Here is a 23,567-nt window from a genome sequence, read left to right as displayed (position 1 = left end):
CACCGATACCGCCGATGCGCCTGACCACCAAAGGCCGCTATGCCGTCACCGCCATGCTCGATCTGGCAATTAATGCCGATCAGGGGCCCATCTGTCTGGCCGACATCTCCAAGCGCCAGGACATCTCGCTCTCCTATCTCGAGCAGCTGTTCTCGCGCCTGCGTCGCGCCAAGCTGGTGACCAGTGTACGCGGCCCGGGGGGTGGCTATCGGCTGGGCCGGGCGCCCGCCGACATCTCGGTGGCTGGCGTGATCGATGCGGTCAATGAATCGGTGGACGCCACCCGCTGCCATGGCCAGGCGGACTGCCAGCAGGGCAGCAAATGCATCACGCACCACCTCTGGTGCGATCTCTCCGACGAGATCCAGCGGTTTCTCAGCGATATCAGCCTGCAGGAACTGGTCCGCCGCGAAGAAGTTCGCACGATCGCCCAGCGACAGACGCCGCAACCGTCTTCACTCAAGGACGATCCAGCGACCATTACGGTCGCCTCGCAGTGAGCGACTATGCTGATTTTGAAGCTCGAGCTGATTCTGAGGATCGGGCTGGTTTCGAGAATCGGGCTGATTCCGAGGACCGGGGGCAGGCTCTTGAGTCCGGTGTCTGCAGCCCTTACTGACAGGCCAGTGTCTCGCTCCCTTTTACCGACCGTTTGAGAAGATTCGTGCCATGAGCGCTCCCCTCTATCTGGACTACGCTGCCACGACGCCCACCGATCCGCGTGTGGCCGAGCAGATGATGCGTCATCTGACGCTCGACGGGGTCTATGCCAACCCGGCATCGCGCAGCCATATGCCCGGCTGGCTCGCGGAACAGGCTGTCGAGGGCGCCCGTCGCCAGGTCGCCGACCTGATCGGCGCCGACCCGCGCGAGATCGTCTGGACTTCCGGCGCCACCGAGGCAGACAATCTGGCGCTGACCGGCTACCTGCGGGCCAACCGCGCGCGCGGGCGCCATCTGGTGACCTCGCGCATCGAGCACAAGGCCGTCCTCGACACCGCTGCAGCGCTCGAGGCCGAAGGATTCGAGGTCACTTACCTGAGCCCGGATGCGGAGGGACGCATCGCGCCGGAGCGGCTACGCGAAGCGATGCGCGACGACACCCTGCTGGTGTCGCTGATGGCGGTCAACAACGAGCTCGGCAGCGTCAATGATCTGACCGCGCTGGCCGCCGTGACGCATGCGTTCGGCGCCCGCTTTCACGTCGATGCCGCCCAGGCGCCGGGCCGCCTGGCACTCGACGTCGAGGCCATGGGTATCGACCTGATGTCGCTATCGGCGCATAAGGCCTACGGGCCCAAGGGCATCGGCGCACTCTACGTGAAGCGCGACCCGGACCTGCGTCTCGAGGCCCTGATTCATGGCGGTGGCCACGAACGCGGCATGCGCTCCGGCACCCTGCCCACACACCAGATCGTCGGCATGGGCGAAGCCTTCGCACTGGCGCGGGAAGCCCGCGAGAGCGACGGTGAACACGCCGCCATGCTACGCGACCGTTTCCTGACGGGCGTGACCGGCTGCGGCGGCGTTCATGTACACACGCCGCTGGCGCATGCTGTCCCGAATATTCTCAACATCGCTTTCGACGACGTCGATGGCGAATCACTGCTGATGGCACTGCGCGGGCTGGCCGTATCCACCGGTTCGGCGTGCAACTCGGCCAGCGTCGCGCCCTCCTACGTGCTAGAGGGCATCGGCGTATCGCGCGCCCAAGCGCTGGCGTCGATCCGCTTCAGCTTTGGCCGCTTCACGACCGCGGCGGAGATCGATACCGCCGTGGGCGAAATCCGACGCGCGCTGGAAGGGTTGCGCCAACCGTCGCCAAGCGCCATGAATCATCGCTAGATCGCCGGCGGATGACCTTGGGCGTCATCCACCGCGATAGGGAGACAACGCAATGCAGAACATCACGATCAGCGAAGCCGCCGCGACCCAGATTCGTCATGTGCTCGAAGAGCGCGGCAAGGGACTCGGCCTGCGTGTGGCAGTCAAGCCCAGCGGCTGCTCGGGCTACAGCTACGTACTCGATATCGCCGACGAAGTCCGTGCCGAAGACGTCGCTTTCGAAGCGCGCGGCGTCAAGGTCCTGGTGGATCGCGAGGCCCTCGACGTGCTCGACGGCACCGAGGTGGACTACGTCAACGAAGGGCTCAACCGCTTCTTCCGCTTCAACAACCCCAACGTGACCGACGAATGCGGCTGCGGCGAAAGCTTTAACGTCTGACGCGAGCGCCCGCCGCCCGCGGGATGCGCGCCCCGGTGGCTTACGCTACAATGGCGCGCTTTTCCGCCGGCCGCCACTGAATGGCGTTGGCGAAAACCCGATTCCGGACGACGCGCCAGGACCCACTCAGCGCCTGGCGCGGCGTCTTGCATCACTCGTTCGACATCGTGGTCGCGACAGGCGCGGCCACCACTACTATCAGCCAGGAGACCGAAGTCATGGCCACCGAGCGCACGCTTTCCATCATCAAACCCGATGCCGTCGCCAAGAACGTGATCGGCGACATCTACAGCCGCTTCGAGAAAGCCGGTCTGCGCATCGTTGCCGCCAAGATGCAGCAGCTGACCCAGGAACAGGCCGAGGGCTTCTACGCAGAGCACAAGGAGCGCGGTTTCTTCAACGACCTGGTCAGCTTCATGACGTCCGGCCCGGTCGTGGTGCAGGTTCTCGAAGGTGAAGGCGCCATCGCCAAGAACCGCGAACTGATGGGAGCCACCAACCCGAAAGAAGCCGAAGCCGGCACCATCCGCGCCGATTTCGCCTCTTCCATCGACGCTAACGCCGTGCACGGTTCCGACGCACCGGAATCCGCCGCTCGCGAAATCAGCTACTTCTTCAGCGACGACGAGATCTGCCCGCGCGGCTGATTCGTCTCACGGTCGCCGCGCCCTGCGGCGGCCGTTCCGCCACGCTGCCGACTCTCCACTCCCATCCCGAGCCGATCCCGTTGCCATGAGCGCAGTCACCGCACCCCCCCGCACCAATCTCCTGGGGCTATCTCGCGAGCAGATGGAGGCGTTCTTCGTCTCGCTGGGCGAGAAGAAGTTTCGCGCCGCCCAGGTCATGAAGTGGATCCACCAGGAAGGTTGCGACGACTTCGAGTCGATGACCAACCTCTCCAAGTCGCTGCGCGCGCGGTTGGCCGAGAACGCCGAAATCCGCGGGCCGGGCGTGGTCTATGAAGGCACCTCCAGTGACGGCACTCGCAAGTGGGTGCTGGAAGTGGAAGACGGCAGTTACGTGGAGACGGTGCTGATTCCCGCCGAGAACGGCTCGCGCCGGACGCTATGCGTCTCGTCGCAGGTCGGCTGCTCGCTGGACTGCAGCTTCTGCTCCACCGGCAAGCAAGGTTTCCAGCGCAACCTAACCAGCGCCGAAATCATCGGCCAGGTGTGGGTGGCGCAGCAGCGTGCCGGCGGTCGCATGAGCGCCCCGGACGGCCGCCGGGCCATTACCAACGTCGTCATGATGGGCATGGGCGAGCCTCTGCTCAATTACGACAACGTCCTGCCGTCGATGAAGCTGATGCTCGACGACAACGCCTACGGGCTCTCCCGACGTCGCGTCACGTTGTCGACCTCGGGCGTCGTGCCGATGATCGACAAGCTCGGCGACGAGATCGACGTGAGTCTGGCCATCTCATTGCACGCGGCCAACGACGAGCTGCGCAACGAGCTGGTCCCGCTCAACCGCAAGTACGACATTGCCAAGCTGCTCGATGCCTGCAAGCGCTATCTGGCCAAATCCGACAGCGCCCGTCACGTCACCATCGAGTACACACTGATCAAGGACGTCAACGATCAGCAGCACCATGCCGAGGAGCTCATCGCCCTGCTCGAAGGGCTTCCGTGCAAGATCAATCTGATCCCGTTCAACCCCTTTCCGCACTCGGGTTACGAAAAGCCGTCGCGCAATCAGGTCATGCGTTTTCAGACCTGGCTCCACGAACTCGGCCACACCGCCATGGTGCGCACGACCCGTGGCGACGATATCGACGCCGCCTGCGGCCAGCTGGTTGGCCGCGTCAAGGATCGCACCAAGCGCCACGAGCGCTATATCCAGTCGATCCAGCTGGATGCCGACTGACACACCCAGCGGCCCGACACGAGACGAGACATGCACGAGACGAGAAAAGCGTTGCCTTCTGTCGCCCTCGCCTTGACTTCACCTCGCCTCGGCGCTTTGATGGGAGCCCCAAAACCGCTTTGTTTTCAGCTGCTCGGGGCTCGCTGTCTGCTGGACTGTCGTGATCTCGTACCGTCGGAGAACCGTGCATGAGTCGCCATCACCCGCCCCTGTCGATACGCTCGCTCTGTATCGCGATGGGCGTGGCGTGTCTGCTCGGCGGCTGCGCCACCCCGGTGGCCAGCAACGGGCCGACCGCGAGCGACCCGGCCGATGCGGCGGCGGCCTATACCCGGCTCGGCAAGGCGTATCTGGCGCAGGACAATCTGGCCCGTGCGCAGCAGGCACTGGAGCACGCGCTCGAACTATCGCCGGATGACAGCGAGGCGCTGGAAGGGCTGGCACTGCTTTATCAGCGTCAAAACGAAACCAGTCTCGCCGATACCTTCTTTCGGCGCGCCCTCTCGGCCGACCCTGATGCCACCCGCATTCGCAACAACTATGCAGCAATCCTCTACGGTCAGCAGCGCTATGCAGAAGCGTGCACGCAGCTGAGGGTCGCCAGTGACGATATTACCTATACCAATAGAGCCCAGCTGTTCGCGAACCTGGGCCAGTGTGAGCTTGCCAACGGCGATCCGGCGGCCGCTCGCAACCACTACGAACGCGCCCTCGACATCGACCCGCGCAACGCACGCGGTCTGCTGGCACTGGCGCGTATCGAACACACGCAGGGTAACGACGAACGCGCCTGGGAACGTCTGCAGCGTTACTTCACCGTGGCCGGCACCGACGCCGAGAGCCTTCGCCTGGCCGGCAATATCGCTAGTGCGCAAGGCGAAACGGCGCGTGCCGCCTTTTACCGTCAGCAGCTCGACGGCTCCTAAGGCGAACAGACCCTAGAATTCAGAAGGATTTTCGCCAATGAGCGAAATGAACGCATCATCCACAACGTCAAACGACCTGTCGCACGCTTCCCGGGAAGCGGCGGGCACTATGCTGCAGCGGGAACGCGAACGGCAGGGTCTCAGCCTGGATGAGGTCGCGGTACAGCTGAACCTGCGCCCAACGGTGGTCTCCGGCATCGAGGAGGATCACTTCGAGCAGGTACCGATCGCAGCCTACCGGCGCGGCTACGTGCGCGCCTACGCCCGTCTGCTGGCCATGGACGAGAACGCCGTGGTCCACGCCTACGACGCCCAGCACGGCCGCGCCGATATCGATCGCAAGCTGTCACCGATGAGCAGCACGCGCGCCCCGTCGCGTGTCGGTGCCTGGATCTTTCGCCTGTTCACCCTGCTGGTGATAGTCGGCCTGATCGCGCTGACGCTGCTGTGGTGGCAGAGTCGCGAGGGCAACGACATCTTCGGCGGCGGGGACGATCCGGTCGCGGTCGACACCCTCGAGAACGGCAGCGCCACCTCGTCGACCGAGAGCGCGTCCAATGACACCGCCATGACGCCGAATACCGACACCCAGCTGCCACCTGCCGCGTCGCAGCGCGACCTTCCGGCGGGCGACGCCGATACGGCGACCGCCTTGGAGGGCGACGACGGCCTCGAGGCGAGCACGCCCCCGGACAGCAGCGAGCTGCGCGCCGAGTCCATCGCCACGACGGCCGGCGACACGGGGATCACGGCGGACGACGCAACGGACAGCGATGCCGCCACCGACGCGGCGACCCCGGCCTCGGTCGACGACAACACGCTCACCCTGACCTTCAACGAAGCGTCATGGACCGAAATCTACGATGCCAACGACGACCGAATCTTTAGCGGCTTGCAGCCCGCCGACAGCCAGGCGACCGCGGAGGGCACGCCGCCCTTCCGCCTGACCATCGGCAATGCCAGCGGTGTTGCGCTCGAGTATCGCGGCGAGCCGGTCGAACTTGGCCAACACACGGGTGGCAACAACGTCGCCCGCTTCACTTTGGGAGACTGAGAAGCGCCATGCATACGCCCTCTCCGATCACCCGTCGCCAATCTCGGCAGATCCATGTCGGTCACGTGCCGGTCGGCGGCGACGCTCCGATCGCCGTACAGAGCATGACCAATACCGATACGCTGGACGTCGAGGCTACCGTGGCGCAGATCCAGCGCCTCGAGGCGGCCGGTGCGGATATCGTGCGAGTCTCGGTACCCGACATGGATGCCGCCGAGGCTTTCGGCAAGATCAAACGTCGCGTCAGCGTGCCGCTGGTCGCCGATATCCATTTCGATTATCGCATCGCCCTGCGCGTCGCCGAGCTCGGCGTTGACTGCCTGCGCATCAATCCGGGCAACATCGGACGCGAGGACCGGGTGCGCGCGGTGGTCGACGCCGCTCGCGCCAACGGCATCCCGATCCGTATCGGGGTGAATGCCGGCTCGCTGGAAAAGGACCTGCAGAAGAAGTACGGCGAGCCGACGCCGGAGGCACTGGTCGAATCTGCCATGCGCCATATCGACCATCTCGATCGCCTGGACTTTCCGGACTTCAAGGTCAGCGTCAAGGCCAGCGACGTATTCATGGCGGTCTCCGCCTACCGCCTGCTGGCCAAGCAGATCGAACAGCCGCTGCACCTCGGCATCACCGAAGCCGGCGGGCTGCGCTCGGGCACGGTCAAATCCTCGATCGGTCTCGGCATGCTGCTGATGGATGGCATCGGCGACACCATTCGCGTCTCGCTCGCCGCCGATCCCGTCGAGGAGATCAAGGTCGGCTACGACATGCTGAAGAGTCTGAAGCTGCGCGCCAAGGGCATCAATTTCATTGCCTGCCCGAGCTGCTCGCGTCAGAACTTCGACGTCATCGGCACCATGAACGCGCTCGAAGCGCGCGTCGATGACATCATGACGCCGCTGAACGTCTCGGTCATCGGCTGCGTGGTCAATGGTCCCGGCGAAGCCAAGGAGACCGACATCGGCCTCACCGGCGGCAGCCCGGCCAACCTGGTGTACATCGACGGCAAACCGGCCAGCAAGCTGCGCAATGACCATCTGGTCGACGATCTCGAAGCCTTGATCCGCCAGAAGGTGAAAGAAAAAGAAGCGCGTGACGAGGACGTGATCGCCCGCGGCGCCTGAGCGACCACCGCCGGCGCACGCTCGCCTCCCTTCGATGCCCCGGTCGGCCGCGGGAACGATAACGGTCGATCGGGTCCTTGCGCCCCGCTTGACCCGTCACCAGCCGCCGGCACCGACAGTTTTCGCAAGAACTCAGGCAGGAGTGACACTTGAGTAACAAGATACAAGCCATTCGCGGCATGAACGATCTGCTGCCGGATCAATCGGCCGCCTGGCAGTATGTCGAGCGCCAGCTGCGTTCGCTGGTGGATCGCTACGACTATCGCGAGATCCGCACCCCGATCGTCGAACAGACCGCTCTCTTCGCTCGCTCGATCGGCGAAGCGACCGACGTGGTAGAGAAGGAGATGTACACCTTCGACGACCGCAACGGCGAGAGCCTGACCCTGCGCCCCGAGAACACCGCCGCTGTCGTGCGTGCCGCGCTCGAGCACGGGCTGTTGCATAACCAGACCCAGCGACTCTGGTACATGGGCCCGATGTTCCGCTACGAACGGCCGCAGAAGGGACGCTACCGCCAGTTCCACCAGATCGGCATCGAAGCCTATGGCATGGATGGCCCGGACATCGACGCCGAGATCATCCTGCTGTCGGCGCGTCTGTGGCGGCAGCTCGGCATGGCCGAACACGTCACGCTGGAGCTCAACTCGCTGGGTTCGCCGGCGGCGCGCGCCAACTATCGCGACGCGCTGGTGGCCTACTTCGAGACTCATCGCGAGGTACTGGATGAGGACTCCCTGCGACGCCTGACCAGCAACCCCCTTCGCATTCTCGATTCCAAGAATCCAGCGATGGCCGACATGCTGGCGGGGGCACCGCAGCTGCTCGAGCATCTCGACGACGAGTCCCGCGAGCATTTCGAACGTCTCAAGGCGACGCTGGATGCCGCTGGCGTCACCTACCGCATCAACCCCCGCCTGGTGCGCGGACTCGACTACTACTCGCGCACCGTCTTCGAGTGGACCACCACCGCGCTCGGCAGTCAGGGCACGGTCTGCGGTGGCGGCCGTTACGATGGGCTGGTCGAACAGCTCGGCGGCAAGCCGGTACCGGCCATCGGTTTCGCCATCGGGCTCGAGCGCCTGCTGCTGCTGCTGGAAACTCTTGACCTGATCCCGGCCGAGGCCCAGGCCGGCGCCGATGCCTATCTGCTCGCGATGGGCGAACAGGCCGAGCTCCAGGCGCTGCTGCTTGGCGAGCGCCTGCGCGACGCTCTGCCCGACCTGCAACTTCAGGTACACTGCGGCGGCGGCAGCTTCAAGAGCCAGATTCGCCGTGCCGACCGCAGTGGCGCGCACGTCGCCCTGATCCTCGGCGATGACGAGATCGCCAACGGCACGCTCACCTTGAAGCCCCTGCGCGACAACGGCGAACAGCAGACGCTGCCGCTGGATGACGCTATCGCCTGGCTGGGCCGCCAGTCCGGCCAAGCCTGAACGGGTAGCAGCGGCCGGTAGCGGCCGCCGAGCAACGAAGAAGGAGACCGCCCGTGGCGGAGCTGAGAACCGAAGAAGAACAGTTGGACGCGATCAAGCAGTGGTGGAAGGACAACGGTACCGCCTTGATCGTCGGCATTCTCGTTGCCGTGGCCGGCGTGCTGGGCTGGCAGGCCTGGCAGCGCTACCAGGACGGCCAGGCCGCCGACGCCTCCGCGACCTACCAGCAGTTGATGGCGGTCGCCGGCGGCGAGAATCTCGACGACAATGCTCGCGAACAGGCACTGACGCTGGTCGACACCCTGCGCGACGAGCACGGCGGCACCCTGTACGCCGACATGGCCGGCCTGCTCGAGGCGAAGATCGCGGTCGAAGCCGGCGATAACGCCCAGGCCCGCGACGCCCTCAACGCGGTCGTCTCCAGTAGCGACCGCGACTATATCCGGGCACTGGCGCGTATCGACCTGGCGCGTATCGAGATCGCCGACGGCGAGGCCCAGGCAGCGCTCGACACCCTCGACGGAGAGGTCCCCGGTGCACTCGCGGCCCAGCGCCAGAGCGTCATCGGTGACGCCTATGTCGCGCTCGAGCGCCCCCAGGACGCGCGCGACGCCTATCAGCAAGCACAACGTCTGGCACAGGATGCCGACCAGACGATCTACGGCCTTCAGCTCAAGCTAGACGACCTCGGTGTGGAGGACGCCACCTGATGACTTTGACCCGCTTACTCCTGCCCCTCGGGCTGACCGCGACCCTGCTGGCCGGCTGCGCCGGGAGCGTCGAGCCGCAGTATCCGCCGAAGGGGCTGCAGGATTTCACCCCGGGCGTCGAACTCGATGCGCGCTGGGACCAGGACATCGGTGACGGCCTGGGCCGAGCCCACTATCCGCTGACCCCGATCGTCGATGGCGGCATGCTGTATGCCGTCGATGAAAACGGCGACCTGACGGCGATCGATACCGACAGTGGCGATACCGCCTGGGAAGTCGAGCTCGGCACCCCGATCTCCAGCGGGATCGGCGCCGATGCCGGCCGCCTCTACATCGGCACACGCAATGGTGAAGTGCTGGCGGTCGATCGCGAGGACGGCAGCATTGACTGGCGTTCGCGCGTCTCCAGCGAAGTGTTGTCGGCCCCGCAGGTCAACAGCCAGCTCGTCGTGGTCCAGAGCGTCGATGGCGCCGTGACCGCGCTCAACCGCCTCGACGGTAGCGAGCAGTGGGTCTACTCCAGCTCGCAGCCGGCGCTGACCCTGCGTGGCACCGGCTCGCCGCGCGTGATCGAGCCGGTTTCCTTCGCCGGCTTCGCCAACGGCCGCCTGGTCACGCTGGACAATCGCAGCGGTCAGCCGCTGTGGGACATGCGCGTCGCCGTGCCTCAGGGGCGTACCGAGGTCGATCAGCTCGTCGATCTCGACGGCCAGCCGGTGCTGACGCAGGATGGCCGACTCTTCGTGACCAGCTACAACGGTCGCCTGCTGGCGCTCGAAGCCACCTCCGGTGAGGTGATCTGGGAGCGAGAAGAGTCGAGTTACCTGACGCCGCTGGTCGTCGGCAACTACCTGTTCACCGTCAACGACGCGAGCCACGTGATCGCGATCGAGGCGGATACTGGCCGTGTGATGTGGGATGCCGACACCCTCGAAGGGCGCTGGCTGACCTCCCCCGCTTTCGTCGACGGCAATATTGCGGTTGGCGATTATGAGGGCTACGTGCACCTGCTGGATGCTGCCAGTGGCGAGATGAACGGGCGAGTTCGCGTCGACTCCAGCGGGCTGACCCTGCCGCTGCTGACCGGTGATCGTCGTCTCTACGCGCTCGCCAACGACGGTACGCTGGTCGCCTACGACCTGCAGAACGCCGAGTAACGGAGAGCCTGCACCGATGCGCTGACAGGCGTCACCTGGTCGCCGACGCGACCACCGGCGACGCCCGTCAATCTCACCACGCGCATTCTGCTCCCATCGGTCCCGCTTCGGCGGGGCCGATCTCGTTTCGTACCGCACCCACGGGTTTTTGCGCCTCGGGTTGGCTCGCCCGGCGGGCGGCGTGTGCTAGAATCGCCCGTTGACGCCGTCGGCTCGTCACCACATCGCCGATGCCATTTCCTCGAAGCTCCTTTTGCGAATCGCCATGACCCCCGTTATCGCCCTGGTTGGCCGACCCAATGTCGGCAAGTCGACGCTGTTCAACCGCCTGACACGCTCCCGCGATGCGCTGGTGGCCGACTACCCCGGCCTGACCCGCGACCGCAAGTACGGCAACGGGCAGCTCGGCGACAAGCGCTACACGGTGATCGATACCGGTGGTATCAGCGGTGACGAGCAGGGCATCGATGCCGCCATGGCCGAGCAGTCGCTCACCGCGATCGACGAGGCAGATATCGTGCTGTTCATGGTCGACGCACGCGCCGGTCTGATGCCGGCGGACACGGCGATCGCCAACCACCTGCGCGTCAACCAGAAGAAGACCTGGCTGGTGGTCAACAAGACCGATGGGCTCGATGAGCAGATGGCCATGGCCGACTTCTGGAGCCTCGGCCTGGGAGACCCGCGACCGATTGCCGCTTCGCACGGGCGCAACGTCACCAACCTGATCGACGAAGTGCTGTCACCATTTCCCGAGCGTGACCCTAGCGCCGGCCCGGCGGATGGTTACCCCGGCGTCCATATCGGTGTCATCGGCCGCCCCAACGTCGGCAAGTCGACTCTGGTCAACCGGATGTTGGGCGAGGATCGCGTGGTGGTGTTCGACGAGGCTGGCACTACGCGCGACGCGATCGAGATTCCCTTCGAGCGTCGTGGCAAGCCCTATGTACTGGTCGATACCGCCGGCATCCGGCGACGCAAGAACGTCAGCCTGGTGGCTGAGAAATTTTCGATCATCAAGACGCTCGAGGCGATCAAGGAGTGCCACGTTGCGATCATGGTGCTGGATGCCCGCACGGGGCTGGTCGAGCAGGATCTGCACCTGCTCGACTACGTGCTCTCTAGCGGCCGCGCCCTGGTTCTGGCGGTCAACAAGTGGGATGGCCTCGAGCAGGAAGCCCGCGAGAAGATGCGTACCGACATCAAACGCCGCCTGGGCTTCGCCGACTATGCCGACCTGCACTTCATCTCCGCGCTGCACGGCACCGGCGTGGGCGATCTCTACAAGTCGGTCGACAAGGCGTTCGACAGCGCCAACAGCCATTGGTCGACCAACCGCCTGACCACGATCCTGCAGGACGCCGTCAGCGAGCATCAACCGCCGATGATCAATGGCCGTCGCATCAAGCTACGCATGGCGCACCAGGGCGGCAGCAACCCGCCGATCATCGTGGTCCACGGCAATCAGACATCGTCGCTGCCGGAAGCGTACAAGCGCTACCTGACCAATACCTTCCGCAAGGTGTTGAAGGTGCGCGGCACGCCGATTCGCTTCGAATTCCGCTCGGGCAACAACCCCTACGACAATCAGGTCGGCGCCAGCGACCGCGAGAAAGCTCGCACGCGCCAGCTGAACCGCACGCGCGAAGCCCGGAAAAACCGGCGCTAAGAAGGAACCGCGCCAAGACGTCGCGGCGCGGTGGATCGCGTCGCGCGCTCAGGCCTCGGGACGGGCCAGGCACACCTGATTGCGCCCGCCCTGCTTGGCCTCGTACATCGCCTTGTCCGCCGCTTCCAGCAACGCCTCGGCATCCGTCCAGTCCAATGTGCTGGCGATGCCCGCGCTGAAGGTAGCCTGGAAGATCTGATCGCCGGCGATGCACTCCAGCTGCGAAAAGCTGACCCGAATGCGTTCGATCGCTTCGTGCGCGTCGGCCAGCGAACAGCTCGGCAGCACCGCCACGAACTCCTCCCCACCGTAGCGACCGACATGATCGACCCGACGCAGCCGCTGCCGCAGCAGATTGGCCAGCAGCCGGATCACATAGTCGCCGGTGCCGTGACCATAGGTATCGTTGACCGACTTGAAGCGGTCGATATCGATCATCACCACGCAGGCGCTGGCGCCGGTCCGCTGCGAGCGCGACTGCTCGATCTCGATCAGATCCTTGATCGCCGGATGCTTGATCAACCCGGTCAGGCCATCCCTCGCCAGCGCCAGGCTCAACTGCCGCGAGCGCTGCGCCCGCGCGGTCACGGCGGCGACGAGTGATACATCCGAGATCGGCTTGACCAGGAAATCGTCACCGGCCTGGGCCAGCGCCTGGGCCTGGCGATTGGCATCATGTTCCGCCGACAGATAGATGAGCGGCACGCGCAGCCAATCGTCGTCGAGGCGAATGACCCGCGCCAGCTCCGGTCCGGAGCAATCCGGCATGTTGATATCGATCAACACCAGATCGGGAACGAAATCGCGCATGCCCGTGAGCACATCGGCCGGCTCAATGACCACGCGCGACTCGATGCCGGCCCGTTTCAGCGTCAGGCGGTAGTGTTCGGCCAGCGCTTCATCGTCATCGATCAGCAGGACACGGTAAGGGTCCTGCTGCGGCAGACTGACGAGATGGCGCAAACGGCGTTCCAGCGCGGGAATATCCAGCGGATGGGTAAAAAAGCCTTGAGCGCCATCGCGCACCGCTTGCAGACGTGCCGCAAAATCGCCGCTGTCGCTCAACAGGACGCGCACGGCATGCCGGCTCTGCTCGGCAATGGGCTGCCAGCTTGTCGCGTACTGGCCCGCAGTGTCGACGATTATGACATCGGGCTGCCAGGTCGACGTCGCGTCCTGGGGAAGCGCGCGACACTCGTAGCCGAAGCCGGCCAGCGCTTGCGTCAGCGACTCGCGCTCAGCGTCGACGAGAAGACCGACGCGCACAGCGCGGTCGCCGCTCTCCGCGCGATAGCCACTTTCTGGCTCACGGACGACCGTGGCCGGGCTGGCATCCAGCAGACGATGCACGTCGCGCAACCGCTCGTGGAGCGCTCCCAGCATCGACGGCGCGGGTACCCCACGCGCCTCGATCAGCGTCTGCAGCCAGACTTCCATCTCGCGCGCATCCCGCCCGACTTCCGGATAGCCGAAACTACCCGCCGAGCCGGCAATCCGGTGCAGGCCCTGGCGCACGCTCTCTAGCGCGCCGACTTCGATCACTCCCTCGCGTGTACTCATGACGCGAGTCTGGGCGATCAGCGTCTGCAGGTCATTGCGCAGGCGCAGGACATACTGCTGCTTGAGCTCGGCCAGCCGTGTCTCGATATCGCTAGCCGACATGGGAACGCTCCCAGATATCGCGTAGCTGCTGGGCCAATGCCATCGGGTCGAACGGCTTGATCACCACGTCCAGCGCACCGATCGCGCGATAGTGCTCGATTTCGTTCGGCTGCACCTTGGCGGTCATGAAGACGACCGGGATGTCGCGTGTCGTCTCCTGCTCACGCAGGCGGACCAGAGTGGTCGGGCCGTCGATACCCGGCATCATCACATCCAGCAGAATCAGGTCGGGCTGCCAGGCTTCAGCACGTGGCAGTGCGGTCAGACCGTCTTCACAGCTTTCCACTTCGAAGCCGCCGACGATCTCGAGCGCCACCCGTGCCACCTCCTGTATCGACAGGTCATCCTCGACGTGCAGGATACGCTGCAAGGGCTTCATCTAATGGTCTCCATCGGTAGCGGAATTCTGATTCGGGCCGTGCTCCCGAAGCTGGCGGTCGAAGGCTTCGCGCAGCGCCTCCGACGACAGCCCGGGCTTGGCAATCGCCGTCTCCACGCGTCCCAGCAGGTTGGGCGCCAGTGCCTGGTCGGATAGGATGATCACCGCCGGCTGGGTGGCCAACTGGCTGAGCAGCGGAATGATTTCCCAGCCCGGCCCGCGCGTCGCGGTGAGGTCGAGCGAGATCAGGCCATAGTCATTGCTGTCCAGCAAATAGCGCGCCTCCTGCAGGGAGTGCGCCACGTCGAGTGTCATGCTCTGCGCGATCTGGGCCCCGACATGGCGTGCCAGCTCGGCGTCGTCGCCAACGTGCATGACGCGCTCTCGTTGTGGCTGCAGCTGCTGCGACGATGCCAGCGCCAGCGCCAGTCGACGCTCATCGAATGGCTTCGACAGCCAGTCTACCGCCCTCAGCTCGCCGCCGATCTCGAGCCGCCCCTCGTCCGCCCTCGCGGAGACGACCAGCACCGGCAGGTCTTGGGTCTGCGGGCGATCACGCAGCTGCTGCAGCAGCGTCAGGCCATTGCCGTCCGGCAGCAGCAGGTCAAGCGTCAACGCGTCGAAGCTGCGTCGCTCAAGCCAGTTGACCGCCTCATCGAGGGTATGCGCCACTTCTGCCTGGTAGCCCCAGAGTCGCACCAGCGTCGCCAGCAGCAGCGCCGTGTCAGGGTCATCCTCGACAATCAGCAGGCGTGAGCCGGGGGCGACCTCGAGCACGTCGGCGACGTCCGCCGGGGCCTCGCGCGGAGCATCCACCGGCGGCGCCAGCATAGCGGTGCACGGCAGCTCGAAGAAAAAGCAGGCGCCGTGTCCCTCCTCGGAGAAGAAGTTGATCGATCCACGCATGCGCTCGATCAGCTCGCGGGTGATTGCCAGGCCGAGACCGGTGCCGCCCTGCTTGCGCGTGCTGGAGCCGTCGGCCTGGGAAAATTTCTGGAAGATGCGTTCGTGGAAGGCTTCCGGAATGCCAGGACCATGGTCGAGCACGCTGACCCGCACACGATCGCCAACCGGCTCGACGCGCACCTCGACCTGGGCCTCCGCCGGCGAGAACTTGGCGGCATTGGAGAGCAGATTGCTCATCACCTGCTGCAGACGCATGGCATCGACAGTGACCTGCGCCTCATCCATCCGCGCCGTCATGGCATAGAGCACATTGAACTGATCCGCGTAGGCCTGGTTGGACTCGATCGCCTGTTCGATCAACGGCATCAACGGCTGCGCTTCCATCTCGAAGTTCATCTTGCCGGCGACGAGCTTTTCCATGTCGAGCAGATCGTTGATCAGCAGGATCAGGCGCTGCGCGTTGTTGTGTGCCACCGAAAGCATCGACCGCATGGCTTCGGGCGGCTGACCGAGCGCACCGCCCTGAATCAACCCCAGGGAACCGGAAATCGAGGTCAGCGGCGTACGCAGCTCGTGACTGACGGTGGAGATGAACTCGCCCTTCAGGCGCTCGTTGCGCTTGCGTTCGGTGACATCGTGCAGGAAGCCGTGCCATAGCGTACCGCCATCGAGCTCCCGCTCGGGCACCGACTGCCCCGCCAGCCAGATGAAACCGCCGTCTGCTTTGCGAACGCGATACTCGGCATGCCAGGGCGTCAGATTGACACGCGACTCCCGAATCGATGCCGATAGCGCATCCAGGTCTTCCTTGAAGACGAGGTCGAAGACCGGCATGGCACTTTTGGCTGCTTCCTGCGGCGTGATGCCGTAGAACGTCTCTATCGCATCGCTGGCATACGGGAAAGAGGGGTTACCTTCGGCGTCCTCGCGATACTGATAGATAAGGCCAGGCGTCTGCGAAGCAATCTTGGTCAAGCGCCGATTGAGCTCCTCTCGGGCTCGCGACTCCTTCCAGCGCATCAGCGTTGCGCCGATCCAGCGCGCCAGCAAACGCACGAACTCCCGGTCCACTTCGTCAAACGCGCGCCCGCGGGGGCGATCGCTGCTGAAGGCCAGCGCGCCGTAGCGCTGGCCGTGAACCCAGATCGGCGCACCGATATAACTGCGCAACGCGTAGCGCAGGCGACAGCGATGCTCGCCCAGCCCGTCCTTGTCGGCATCGTCGAAAGCCACCACATCATCGCTGGCCATCGTCAGCTCACAGAAGGTATCGCTGGTGGCCAGATGCTGGCCAGCCTCGAAACGCTGATCGGGCGAGTAGGCAGCCTCGATCAGGTAGTCCTCCCCCTCGATCCGGTTGGCCACCGCAAAAGGTATGTCGAGATGCGCCGCGCCCGCCTGCAACGCACTCTCCACCAGTCGCTGGAAGGACGTCTCCTGCAGCGCCGCGATATCGTTGAGCGTCTGCAGCGTATCCTTCTGCATGGCGAGCCGCTGGTTGAGCGACTCCAGCGTGCGCTTCTGGGTTTCGAGGCGCTGCTGATGGGCCAGCATATTCGCGCGCGTTACCCGCCGCGTGCCCCACAGCAGCAGCAGCAGGCAGGCCTCGGCGATCAACCAAGCCAACCCCCAGCGCAGCCAAGTGTTCACAATCATGCCGTCACGCGCGGCGAGCTGCGCGGTAATATCGCTCCAGATCGCCACGGCCGCGACCGGTGGCGACCCGGACAGCTCAGCCGAAACGAATGGGATCAGCGTCAGTAGATAGTGGCGACCCTCGTCGCCTTCGACCACGGCATGGCGGGAGTGCATCTCGGCTGTGGTGCTGCCGTGTGCTGAGTCAGAGTGATCGGTCCCGTCCTCCCTCATCTCGAGGCGGTCGCGCTCGGGCTCCCGGCTCAGTGCAGCCAGCGTCGACAGCCAATTCTCGACCCGCGCCTGGGACGCTTGGTCGATCTGCCAGCGGGTTTCGTCGGTCAGCCCCGGATCGCGCGAGAGGAGCGCCACACCGCTCTGGAGCCGTGTCGCCAGCGACTCGACATCGGGCAGCAGCCCCATTTCCACCTCGAGCAACCCGACGATCCGCTCCTCGCCCTCTTCGTCCCCCGGGCCGAATATCGGCGCTACCCCGGCCGTCGTGGCGCGTTCACCGTCATACTCGATGCCATGTTGCGACCGTTGGCGCTGGACGCTTTCACGCAGTAGCCGGCTGCCGTCATGACGGGGCTCTTCCAGCGCGCCAGGCGGTTCCAGGCTCAAGAACGGCACGATGCCATCGTCACGCCGCAGGAACAGGTTGAGCTCGAGCGCACCACCGGCACGCACCGCCTGCCAGTAGGGCGCGAGATTCTCGCGCAGCTGCTCCCGCAGCGCCGCGCGTTCCGCAGGTGCCTCGATCGACAGCGCCCGATCGAGCAGCGAGCCGGCGAGCGGGTCGGCGGCCAGCGTCGAGGCAATCGTCTGCGTCCGACGCTCGAATCCCGCCCGTGTCGCCTTAACCGTGATGCCCTGCTCCTGGGACTGGAAAGCGAGATCCCGCGCGAACGCTTCGCGGTCATTGTGCAGCGCCTCCAGCAGCATCCAGCCGAAGAACAGCGTCAACAGACCGCTCCCCAGCAGAATCAGCAACGTCGGCAAACGCGAATGGTTCAATGCAAGCCCCCTCATGACGATACGGCAGAGACCGGGCCCCAACTTTGGCCCACACCTTTTCATGAGGGTAACTCATACTGAGCGGTTAAAATCAGCGAATAGACCGAGAACCGACCCACTGACAGGCGAATTGCCAGGCGGCGCGACCGCTGCGCACGCCGCGTAGGGTCGCGTAGCGAATCGCCTCGCCCCGCGCCGCCTCGCTCCAGGCGGCTTCGCCCCCCAGATGCGCGACCCAGTGCTGGCAGGTCTCCAGAAAGGCCTGCTGATCGAAAGGGTGGAACGCCAGCCATAGCCCGAAGCGGTCGGACAATGAGATTTTCTCCTCGACCGCATCGCCGTGATGCAGTTCGCCGTCGACCAGCTGGGTTGCCTGATTATCCGACATCGACTCCGGCAGCAGATGACGCCGGTTGGACGTCGCGTAGAGCAGCACATTGTCCGGCGGGCCGGTCAGGGTACCGTCCAGCACGCTCTTGAGTGCCTTGTAGGCGTCATCGCTGCCCTCGAACGAGAGATCGTCGCAGTAGACCACGAAGCGCTGTGGTTGACCGCGCAGGCGCTGCACCAACACCGGCAGCGCTACCAGATCGTGGCGATCCACCTGGATCAGGCGCAGCCCCTCACCGGACAGCGTGTTGAGCAAGGCACGTACCATCGACGATTTGCCGCTGCCGCGCGCGCCCCATAGCAGCGCATGGTTGGCCGGGTACCCCTGCAGAAAGGCGCGCGTGTTGTCGAGCAGCGCCGCCTTCTGTCGCTCCACGCCAAGCAGGTCGTCCAGCGTCACCGCATCCCGGGGTTGCACGGGGACCAACTGCCCGCCCAATGGGTGCGACTGCCAGAGCGCCGCCACGTCGTGCCGCCAGTCGACCGCAGGCGGTTGCTCCGGCAACCAGCGCTCCACACGGTCCAGCAGACGCCCCAGTCGTTGCGCCAGATCCTCATCCATCATCCACTCCTTGCAGGCTACCCCGCCGGCCCCGGGCGCAGCGGAAAATTGTCCAGAACCGCCTATCTTGTGACGCCTGGCACGCCGGGTCCAGCCGTCGTGTTCCCCATCGGGGACACGGACGCTTGATGATCCGGTCATCAATCTTCGACCAAGGTATCGGCTCGGGCGCTTGGTTAGAGCGCTATCCTTCAGATTCGACTCGCGTAGGGCCCCGCTGTCGGATACCGCGCCGCGCTGCCCTTCCCCCCATTACGCACAAGGACATGCTCCATGCCCAGTATCGTCATCACCGGCGCCGGCTCCGGCATCGGCCGCGTCACCGCCCGTCGCTTTCTCGACGCCGGCTGGCAGGTCGGCCTGATCGGGCGTCGAGAAGCCGCGCTCCAGGAAACGGCAGACCACCATGAGGCGGCGCTGATCCTGCCCTGCGATGTGACCGATGCTGCCCAGGTCGAGGCGCGTTTCTCGCAGGCCGCGCAGCAGTGGGGGCGCCTGGATGCCCTGTTCAACAATGCCGGACGCAATGTCGCCACCGGCATGATCGACGAGATTTCGCTGGAAGAGTGGAAAAGCATTCTCGACGTCAACGTCTCCGGCATGTTCCTCGCCGCGCGCGCTGCCTTCCGCCAGATGCGGACTCAAACGCCTTGCGGCGGCCGCATCATCAACAACGGCTCGATTTCGGCACACGCCCCGCGCTACGGTTCGTCACCCTATACCACCACCAAGCACGCGGTGACGGGGTTGACCAAATCGCTCTCGCTGGACGGGCGCGCGTTCAGCATCGCCTGCGGCCAGATCGATATCGGCAACGCTCTGACCGAGATGGCCGAAGCGATGACCCAGGGCGTGCCCCAGGCAGACGGCCACATCGCCGTGGAGCCGGTGATGGATGCCTCGCACGTCGCCGAGCAGGTGCTGGCGATGGCAAATCTGCCGCTGGAGGTCAACGCCCAGTTCGTCACCCTGATGGCCAGCGCCATGCCCTTCGTCGGCCGCGGCTGACCCCCGCCAGCCTCGGTGGAAATCGCTACCGGGGTCGCTCGCCGCGCGGTATCATGCTGTCCGTTCTGCTCGCGCCGCCCGGCGCGGGCTTGTCTGCCCTCTCGCTCATCGATATCACGGCCCGAGCCCCCCCGCCCGCGAACCGCCGTCTGCCGATTCTCCGGAGCCCTCATGTTGCCCCGTTTTCGTCTCTATGCCGTGTTGCTCCCGGCAATGCTGCTTGGTGGCTGTCTCGCGCTACCGCAGGTCGGCATCATGCTCGGCCGCATCGCGCTATCGTCGCTGGGCGTCGAGGATGTGCGTATCGGCAATTACCACTTCTCGCCCGGATTGGAAGGCATCGACGAACGCTCGTTGTTAAGTTCCGGGCTTGCGCTCGCCGGCCTGCCGGTCAACCTCGATCTGCCGCTGGCACTGACACTGCCCGCCGGCCTACCGGAGATCGAGCTGCAGGGCTTCGACTGGCAGCTCGAGGTGCCCGGTGCCGAGTCGAGCGCGGGCCAGATCGACCAGCTCATCGCGCTGCAGGGAGGCGAGCCGGTAACGGTCACGCTGCCGGTCGCGCTCCATCCCGCTGGCAGCGACGCGCTGGCGACGCAGGCCGAACGCGTCTCGTCGCTTCTCTCGCTGGCACGAATGCTCAGCCGAACCGGCGAACTGCCGCCGGGCAGTCAGCTGTCGCTGACGCCGGCGCTACCGACCGCGCTCGCCGGTTTCGTCACCGCCCCCACGCTGAGATTGGAGATCGGTGCTGACGACGAGACGGCAACCCGTCGCGAGCCCGGTGCTCAGACCGGCACTCAGGCCGATACTCATGTCGGACCCGACACTGACACCGAGACGAAAATACCGCCAGCGGCGGCGACATCTTGACCCCCTCGTCGTGCCGGGTATCTTGAGCGGACCCCAACGCTTGAGCAGCGCTCGGAGAGACTCGCCACCAAGCGAAACAAAGACCGGCGCGAGACCGGTTTCAACGGCGAGCGACGCTATTCACGATCGAGCAGAATCGGAGACCTTCATGTCAGCAAGACCTTCCAAACGGCTAGTCGGCGTTCTCGGCCTCGCCGCGTTGATCAGTGCCTGCAGCACCTCGCCGCTGGGGCGCAACCAGCTGGCGTTCTATTCCGACGACGAGCTGGCGCAGATGGGCCAGCAGAGCTTCGCCCAGTACGAACAGGAATTGCAGACCGTCGGTGGTGCCCGGGCCAGCTATGTACAGTGCGTGGCCGATGCCATCACCGCCCAGGTACCCGCCAGCCAAGGCATCGACAAGTGGGAAGTGAAGCTTTTCCAGGACGATACCGCCAACGCCTTCGCCCTGCCGGGCGGCTATATCGGCGTCAACACCGGCCTGCTCGATGTGGCCACCAATCAGGACCAGCTCGCGGCCGTCATCGGCCATGAAGTCGGCCACGTTCTGGCGCACCATGCCAACGAACGCGTCTCCACCCAGGCGGCTACGCAGACCGGGCTATCGGTGCTGCAGACCGCTGCCGGCCTCGGCGGTGCCGGCGGCGATCAGCTGATGGGGCTGCTCGGGGCGGGCGCGCAGTACGGGGTCATCCTGCCCTTCTCGCGCAAGCAGGAGTCGGAAGCGGATCTGGTCGGGCTCGACCTGATGGCCGACGCCGGCTTCGACCCCAACGCCAGCATTACCCTGTGGCAGAACATGTCGGCCAACAGCCAGGGCGAGCCGCCGGCATGGATGTCGACCCACCCGAGCAACGCGCAGCGCATGGAAGGCCTGCACAACCGACTGGAAGAAGCCGAGCCCCGCTACGAAGAGGCTCGCGCCAACGGCATTCGCCCCAACTGCAAGGCCTGAGGTCTCGCCCCGCCTTCCCTCGCCCCGCTATCGCGCCAGCCGTTAGCGATGGCCGGTAGCATCAACCGATAGCGGCAGGCCGATGGAACGACGCGCACCAGGTTGCGCGAGAAGGTAGCACCAGATAGCGGCAAGAAGCCCGCCCCGGTCGACGATCGGGGCGGGCTTCTTGTCTATCGGCACAGCACCGGAGGGGCAGCGAACGGGTATCCCGTGTGACGCTCGGCGCTCACCTGTCAGTCAGAGCTCGCGGCGCAAGGCCTCGCGCAGCGGCGCCGTCTCCGGGCGCACACCGCGCCACAGCAGAAAGGATTCCGCCGCCTGCTCGATCAGCATGCCGAGACCGTCCACGGTCCGCGCGCCCCGCTCGGCCGCCCAGCGCAGGAACACCGTGGGTTCGGCCGCGTACATCATGTCGTAGGCTAGCGCCCGATCGGCGAACACGTCGTCCGGCAGCGGCGGCAAATCGCCGGCGAGACTGGCGCTGGTGCCGTTGACGACCAGCTCGAACGGCCCGGACACCTCGGCGAAGCCACAGCCACGGACGTCGCCCCGTTCAGCGAACAGCGCCGCCAGCGCCTCGGCCCGCGCCACGGTACGGTTGGCGATCACCACCGACCCGACGCCGGCCTCGAGCAGCGGCTCGATCACCCCACGAACGGCGCCCCCGGCGCCCAATATCAGCACACGTGCGCCAGCCAGCGGCGAGGCATGTGCCTGCAGGTCGCGCACCAACCCCACGCCGTCGGTGGTATCGCCATACAGACGGCCATCGTCACCCACCTGCAACGTATTCACCGCCCCGGCAAGACGCGCGCGCGGACTCAGCACCTCGGCCAACGCGAAGGCCTCCTGCTTGAACGGCACGGTCACGTTGGCACCGCGACCGCCGGCCGCGACAAAGGCCTGCCAGGCGCCGGCGAAGTCCTCCACCGGCGCCTCGATCGCCTCGTAGCGCATCGCCTGACCGGTCTGTTCGGCAAAGGCGGCGTGGATCCGGGGCGACTTGGAGTGGCCGATGGGGTTGCCGAAAACGGCGTAGCGATCACTCATCGGGGTAACTGTGCCTCCGTGGCGTTCAACCAGTCATGGGGTTCGAGGAAGGCCGACAGGCGAGCCTCCTCGCTGCCTTCGGCCGGGGCCCACTGATACTGCCAGCGCGCCATCGGCGGCATCGACATCAGAATCGACTCGGTGCGGCCGCCGCTCTGCAGGCCGAACAGGGTACCGCGGTCCCAGACCAGATTGAACTCGACGTAACGCCCGCGGCGATAGGACTGAAACTCGCGCTCCCGCTCGCCGTAGGGCGTATCGCGGCGACGCTCGGCGATCGGCGTCAGCGCCTTGATGAAGCTGTCGCCGACCGACCGCTGGAAGGCAAAGCACTGCTCGAACGACCACTCGTTGAGATCGTCGAAGAACAGCCCGCCCACACCACGCGTCTCGTCACGATGCTTGAGGTAGAAATAGTCGTCGCACCACGCCTTGAAGCGCGGATAGACCGACTCGCCGAAGGGATCGCAGGCAGCCTTCGCGACCCGATGCCAGTCGAGCACGTCCTCGAGATACGGATAGTACGGGGTCAGGTCGTAGCCGCCACCGAACCACCACACCGGCGCCTCGCCCTCTTTGTCGGCAATGAAGAAGCGGACATTGCCATGGGAGGTGGGCACATGCGGGTTACGCGGATGCAGGACCCAGGAGACGCCGACCGCATGGAAACTGCGCCCGGCCAACTCCGGGCGCGCCGCCGTCGCCGAGGCCGGTAGCTGGGCGCCGAAGACATGCGAAAAATTCACGCCGCCCTTCTCGAACAGCGCTCCTTCTTCGATCACGCGCGAACGGCCGCCACCACCTTCGGCGCGCTCCCAGCTCTCTTCGCGAAACGTCTGCCCGCCGTCGAGGCGAGCCAGCGAGTCGCAGAGATGATCCTGCAGAGTCAGCAGATAGTCTTTGACGCGTTCGAGATGCGGATGGGCCACGGTAACGTCCCTCGGTTGACGGCGGAGTGACT

The 23,567-nt window shown here is 65.4% G+C and carries 21 protein-coding genes; 15 read left to right on the top strand and 6 right to left on the bottom strand.

The window, feature by feature from the left end:
* The first annotated feature begins 14 nt into the window (after window positions 1-14).
* The 12 genes from iscR (at window position 15) to der (ending at window position 12,166) form a co-directional block, all read left to right on the top strand.
* Entirely contained in the window at window positions 15-500 is a 486-nt protein-coding gene (gene iscR / locus MC381_RS08910; RefSeq protein WP_251977383.1) for a Fe-S cluster assembly transcriptional regulator IscR, read from the top strand.
* A gap of 169 nt (window positions 501-669) precedes the next feature.
* The gene (locus tag MC381_RS08905; RefSeq protein ID WP_251977382.1) at window positions 670-1,845 is read left to right on the top strand and encodes an aminotransferase class V-fold PLP-dependent enzyme; all 1,176 of its coding nucleotides are present in this window, start codon (window positions 670-672) and stop codon (window positions 1,843-1,845) included.
* Window positions 1,846-1,897: 52 nt separating this feature from the next.
* Complete coding sequence (locus MC381_RS08900; RefSeq protein ID WP_251977381.1) at window positions 1,898-2,224, top strand: HesB/IscA family protein; 327 nt, start codon at window positions 1,898-1,900, stop codon at window positions 2,222-2,224.
* Between the two features lie 218 nt (window positions 2,225-2,442).
* Complete coding sequence (ndk, locus tag MC381_RS08895) at window positions 2,443-2,871, top strand: nucleoside-diphosphate kinase (protein WP_251977380.1); 429 nt, start codon at window positions 2,443-2,445, stop codon at window positions 2,869-2,871.
* Window positions 2,872-2,956: 85 nt separating this feature from the next.
* On the top strand, window positions 2,957-4,090 hold the full coding sequence (gene rlmN / locus MC381_RS08890; protein ID WP_251977379.1) for a dual-specificity RNA methyltransferase RlmN: 1,134 nt from the start codon (window positions 2,957-2,959) through the stop codon (window positions 4,088-4,090).
* A 188-nt stretch (window positions 4,091-4,278) separates the two neighbouring features.
* Window positions 4,279-5,016 carry a type IV pilus biogenesis/stability protein PilW gene (gene pilW / locus MC381_RS08885; RefSeq protein WP_251977378.1) on the top strand — a complete coding sequence of 246 codons (738 nt, stop codon included), beginning with the start codon at window positions 4,279-4,281 and terminating at the stop codon, window positions 5,014-5,016.
* Between the two features lie 37 nt (window positions 5,017-5,053).
* Window positions 5,054-6,070 (top strand): RodZ domain-containing protein, encoded by a 1,017-nt coding sequence (locus tag MC381_RS08880; protein WP_251977377.1) that lies wholly within the window; start codon window positions 5,054-5,056, stop codon window positions 6,068-6,070.
* 8 nt (window positions 6,071-6,078) lie between these two features.
* The gene (gene ispG, locus MC381_RS08875) at window positions 6,079-7,194 is read left to right on the top strand and encodes a flavodoxin-dependent (E)-4-hydroxy-3-methylbut-2-enyl-diphosphate synthase (protein ID WP_251977376.1); all 1,116 of its coding nucleotides are present in this window, start codon (window positions 6,079-6,081) and stop codon (window positions 7,192-7,194) included.
* Between the two features lie 149 nt (window positions 7,195-7,343).
* Entirely contained in the window at window positions 7,344-8,630 is a 1,287-nt protein-coding gene (gene hisS / locus MC381_RS08870; protein ID WP_251977375.1) for a histidine--tRNA ligase, read from the top strand.
* Between the two features lie 53 nt (window positions 8,631-8,683).
* On the top strand, window positions 8,684-9,340 hold the full coding sequence (locus MC381_RS08865; protein ID WP_251977374.1) for a YfgM family protein: 657 nt from the start codon (window positions 8,684-8,686) through the stop codon (window positions 9,338-9,340).
* Complete coding sequence (gene bamB, locus MC381_RS08860; RefSeq protein ID WP_251977373.1) at window positions 9,340-10,497, top strand: outer membrane protein assembly factor BamB; 1,158 nt, start codon at window positions 9,340-9,342, stop codon at window positions 10,495-10,497. Before MC381_RS08865 ends, bamB begins: the two co-directional genes overlap by 1 nt.
* Window positions 10,498-10,762: 265 nt before the next feature.
* Entirely contained in the window at window positions 10,763-12,166 is a 1,404-nt protein-coding gene (gene der / locus MC381_RS08855; RefSeq protein ID WP_251977372.1) for a ribosome biogenesis GTPase Der, read from the top strand.
* 48 nt (window positions 12,167-12,214) lie between these two features.
* On the opposite strand, the gene MC381_RS08850 is transcribed toward der, so the two are convergent.
* The 4 genes from MC381_RS08850 to MC381_RS08835 form a co-directional block, all read right to left on the bottom strand.
* Complete coding sequence (locus MC381_RS08850; protein WP_251977371.1) at window positions 12,215-13,828, bottom strand: diguanylate cyclase; 1,614 nt, start codon at window positions 13,826-13,828, stop codon at window positions 12,215-12,217.
* The gene (locus MC381_RS08845; RefSeq protein ID WP_251977370.1) at window positions 13,818-14,207 is read right to left on the bottom strand and encodes a response regulator; all 390 of its coding nucleotides are present in this window, start codon (window positions 14,205-14,207) and stop codon (window positions 13,818-13,820) included. Before MC381_RS08845 ends, MC381_RS08850 begins: the two co-directional genes overlap by 11 nt.
* Window positions 14,208-17,765 carry an ATP-binding protein gene (locus MC381_RS08840; protein WP_251977369.1) on the bottom strand — a complete coding sequence of 1,186 codons (3,558 nt, stop codon included), beginning with the start codon at window positions 17,763-17,765 and terminating at the stop codon, window positions 14,208-14,210.
* A 91-nt stretch (window positions 17,766-17,856) separates the two neighbouring features.
* Window positions 17,857-18,717 carry an ATP-binding protein gene (locus tag MC381_RS08835; protein WP_251977368.1) on the bottom strand — a complete coding sequence of 287 codons (861 nt, stop codon included), beginning with the start codon at window positions 18,715-18,717 and terminating at the stop codon, window positions 17,857-17,859.
* Window positions 18,718-18,990: 273 nt separating this feature from the next.
* Between MC381_RS08835 and MC381_RS08830 the strand changes: the two genes are divergently transcribed.
* From MC381_RS08830 to MC381_RS08820, 3 genes are all read left to right on the top strand, one after another.
* Window positions 18,991-19,725, top strand: a complete 735-nt coding sequence (locus MC381_RS08830) for an SDR family oxidoreductase (protein ID WP_251977367.1) — start codon at window positions 18,991-18,993, stop codon at window positions 19,723-19,725.
* 171 nt (window positions 19,726-19,896) lie between these two features.
* A complete protein-coding gene (locus MC381_RS08825) occupies window positions 19,897-20,598 on the top strand; it encodes a hypothetical protein (RefSeq protein WP_251977366.1) in 702 nt (233 codons plus the stop codon).
* 148 nt (window positions 20,599-20,746) lie between these two features.
* Complete coding sequence (locus MC381_RS08820; RefSeq protein ID WP_251977365.1) at window positions 20,747-21,553, top strand: M48 family metallopeptidase; 807 nt, start codon at window positions 20,747-20,749, stop codon at window positions 21,551-21,553.
* A gap of 240 nt (window positions 21,554-21,793) precedes the next feature.
* On the opposite strand, the gene aroE is transcribed toward MC381_RS08820, so the two are convergent.
* Both aroE and hemF read right to left on the bottom strand, forming a co-directional pair.
* On the bottom strand, window positions 21,794-22,606 hold the full coding sequence (gene aroE, locus MC381_RS08815; RefSeq protein ID WP_251977364.1) for a shikimate dehydrogenase: 813 nt from the start codon (window positions 22,604-22,606) through the stop codon (window positions 21,794-21,796).
* Window positions 22,603-23,535, bottom strand: a complete 933-nt coding sequence (hemF, locus tag MC381_RS08810) for an oxygen-dependent coproporphyrinogen oxidase (protein WP_251977363.1) — start codon at window positions 23,533-23,535, stop codon at window positions 22,603-22,605. The genes aroE and hemF overlap by 4 nt, the downstream gene beginning before the upstream one ends.
* Between the last annotated feature and the right edge of the window lie 32 nt (window positions 23,536-23,567).

The organism is Salinicola avicenniae, from assembly GCF_023736115.1.
Lineage (GTDB): Bacteria > Pseudomonadota > Gammaproteobacteria > Pseudomonadales > Halomonadaceae > Salinicola > Salinicola avicenniae.
Note: the sequence above shows the minus strand (reverse complement) of the source record. Positions and strands in the feature narration are given on the sequence as shown.

What these genes read in the sequence shown, in the direction of transcription:
- MC381_RS08880 (WP_251977377.1), top strand. Translation starts at nt 5,054, where the DNA reads ATGAGCGAAATGAACGCATCATCCACAACGTCAAACGACCTGTCGCAC.
- iscR (WP_251977383.1), top strand. Translation starts at nt 15, where the DNA reads ATGCGCCTGACCACCAAAGGCCGCTATGCCGTCACCGCCATGCTCGAT.
- rlmN (WP_251977379.1), top strand. Translation starts at nt 2,957, where the DNA reads ATGAGCGCAGTCACCGCACCCCCCCGCACCAATCTCCTGGGGCTATCT.
- ispG (WP_251977376.1), top strand. Translation starts at nt 6,079, where the DNA reads ATGCATACGCCCTCTCCGATCACCCGTCGCCAATCTCGGCAGATCCAT.
- bamB (WP_251977373.1), top strand. Translation starts at nt 9,340, where the DNA reads ATGACTTTGACCCGCTTACTCCTGCCCCTCGGGCTGACCGCGACCCTG.
- MC381_RS08830 (WP_251977367.1), top strand. Translation starts at nt 18,991, where the DNA reads ATGCCCAGTATCGTCATCACCGGCGCCGGCTCCGGCATCGGCCGCGTC.
- MC381_RS08825 (WP_251977366.1), top strand. Translation starts at nt 19,897, where the DNA reads ATGTTGCCCCGTTTTCGTCTCTATGCCGTGTTGCTCCCGGCAATGCTG.
- ndk (WP_251977380.1), top strand. Translation starts at nt 2,443, where the DNA reads ATGGCCACCGAGCGCACGCTTTCCATCATCAAACCCGATGCCGTCGCC.
- der (WP_251977372.1), top strand. Translation starts at nt 10,763, where the DNA reads ATGACCCCCGTTATCGCCCTGGTTGGCCGACCCAATGTCGGCAAGTCG.
- MC381_RS08845 (WP_251977370.1), bottom strand. Translation starts at nt 14,207, where the DNA reads ATGAAGCCCTTGCAGCGTATCCTGCACGTCGAGGATGACCTGTCGATA.
- MC381_RS08835 (WP_251977368.1), bottom strand. Translation starts at nt 18,717, where the DNA reads ATGGATGAGGATCTGGCGCAACGACTGGGGCGTCTGCTGGACCGTGTG.
- aroE (WP_251977364.1), bottom strand. Translation starts at nt 22,606, where the DNA reads ATGAGTGATCGCTACGCCGTTTTCGGCAACCCCATCGGCCACTCCAAG.
- MC381_RS08900 (WP_251977381.1), top strand. Translation starts at nt 1,898, where the DNA reads ATGCAGAACATCACGATCAGCGAAGCCGCCGCGACCCAGATTCGTCAT.
- pilW (WP_251977378.1), top strand. Translation starts at nt 4,279, where the DNA reads ATGAGTCGCCATCACCCGCCCCTGTCGATACGCTCGCTCTGTATCGCG.
- MC381_RS08905 (WP_251977382.1), top strand. Translation starts at nt 670, where the DNA reads ATGAGCGCTCCCCTCTATCTGGACTACGCTGCCACGACGCCCACCGAT.
- MC381_RS08820 (WP_251977365.1), top strand. Translation starts at nt 20,747, where the DNA reads ATGTCAGCAAGACCTTCCAAACGGCTAGTCGGCGTTCTCGGCCTCGCC.
- MC381_RS08850 (WP_251977371.1), bottom strand. Translation starts at nt 13,828, where the DNA reads ATGTCGGCTAGCGATATCGAGACACGGCTGGCCGAGCTCAAGCAGCAG.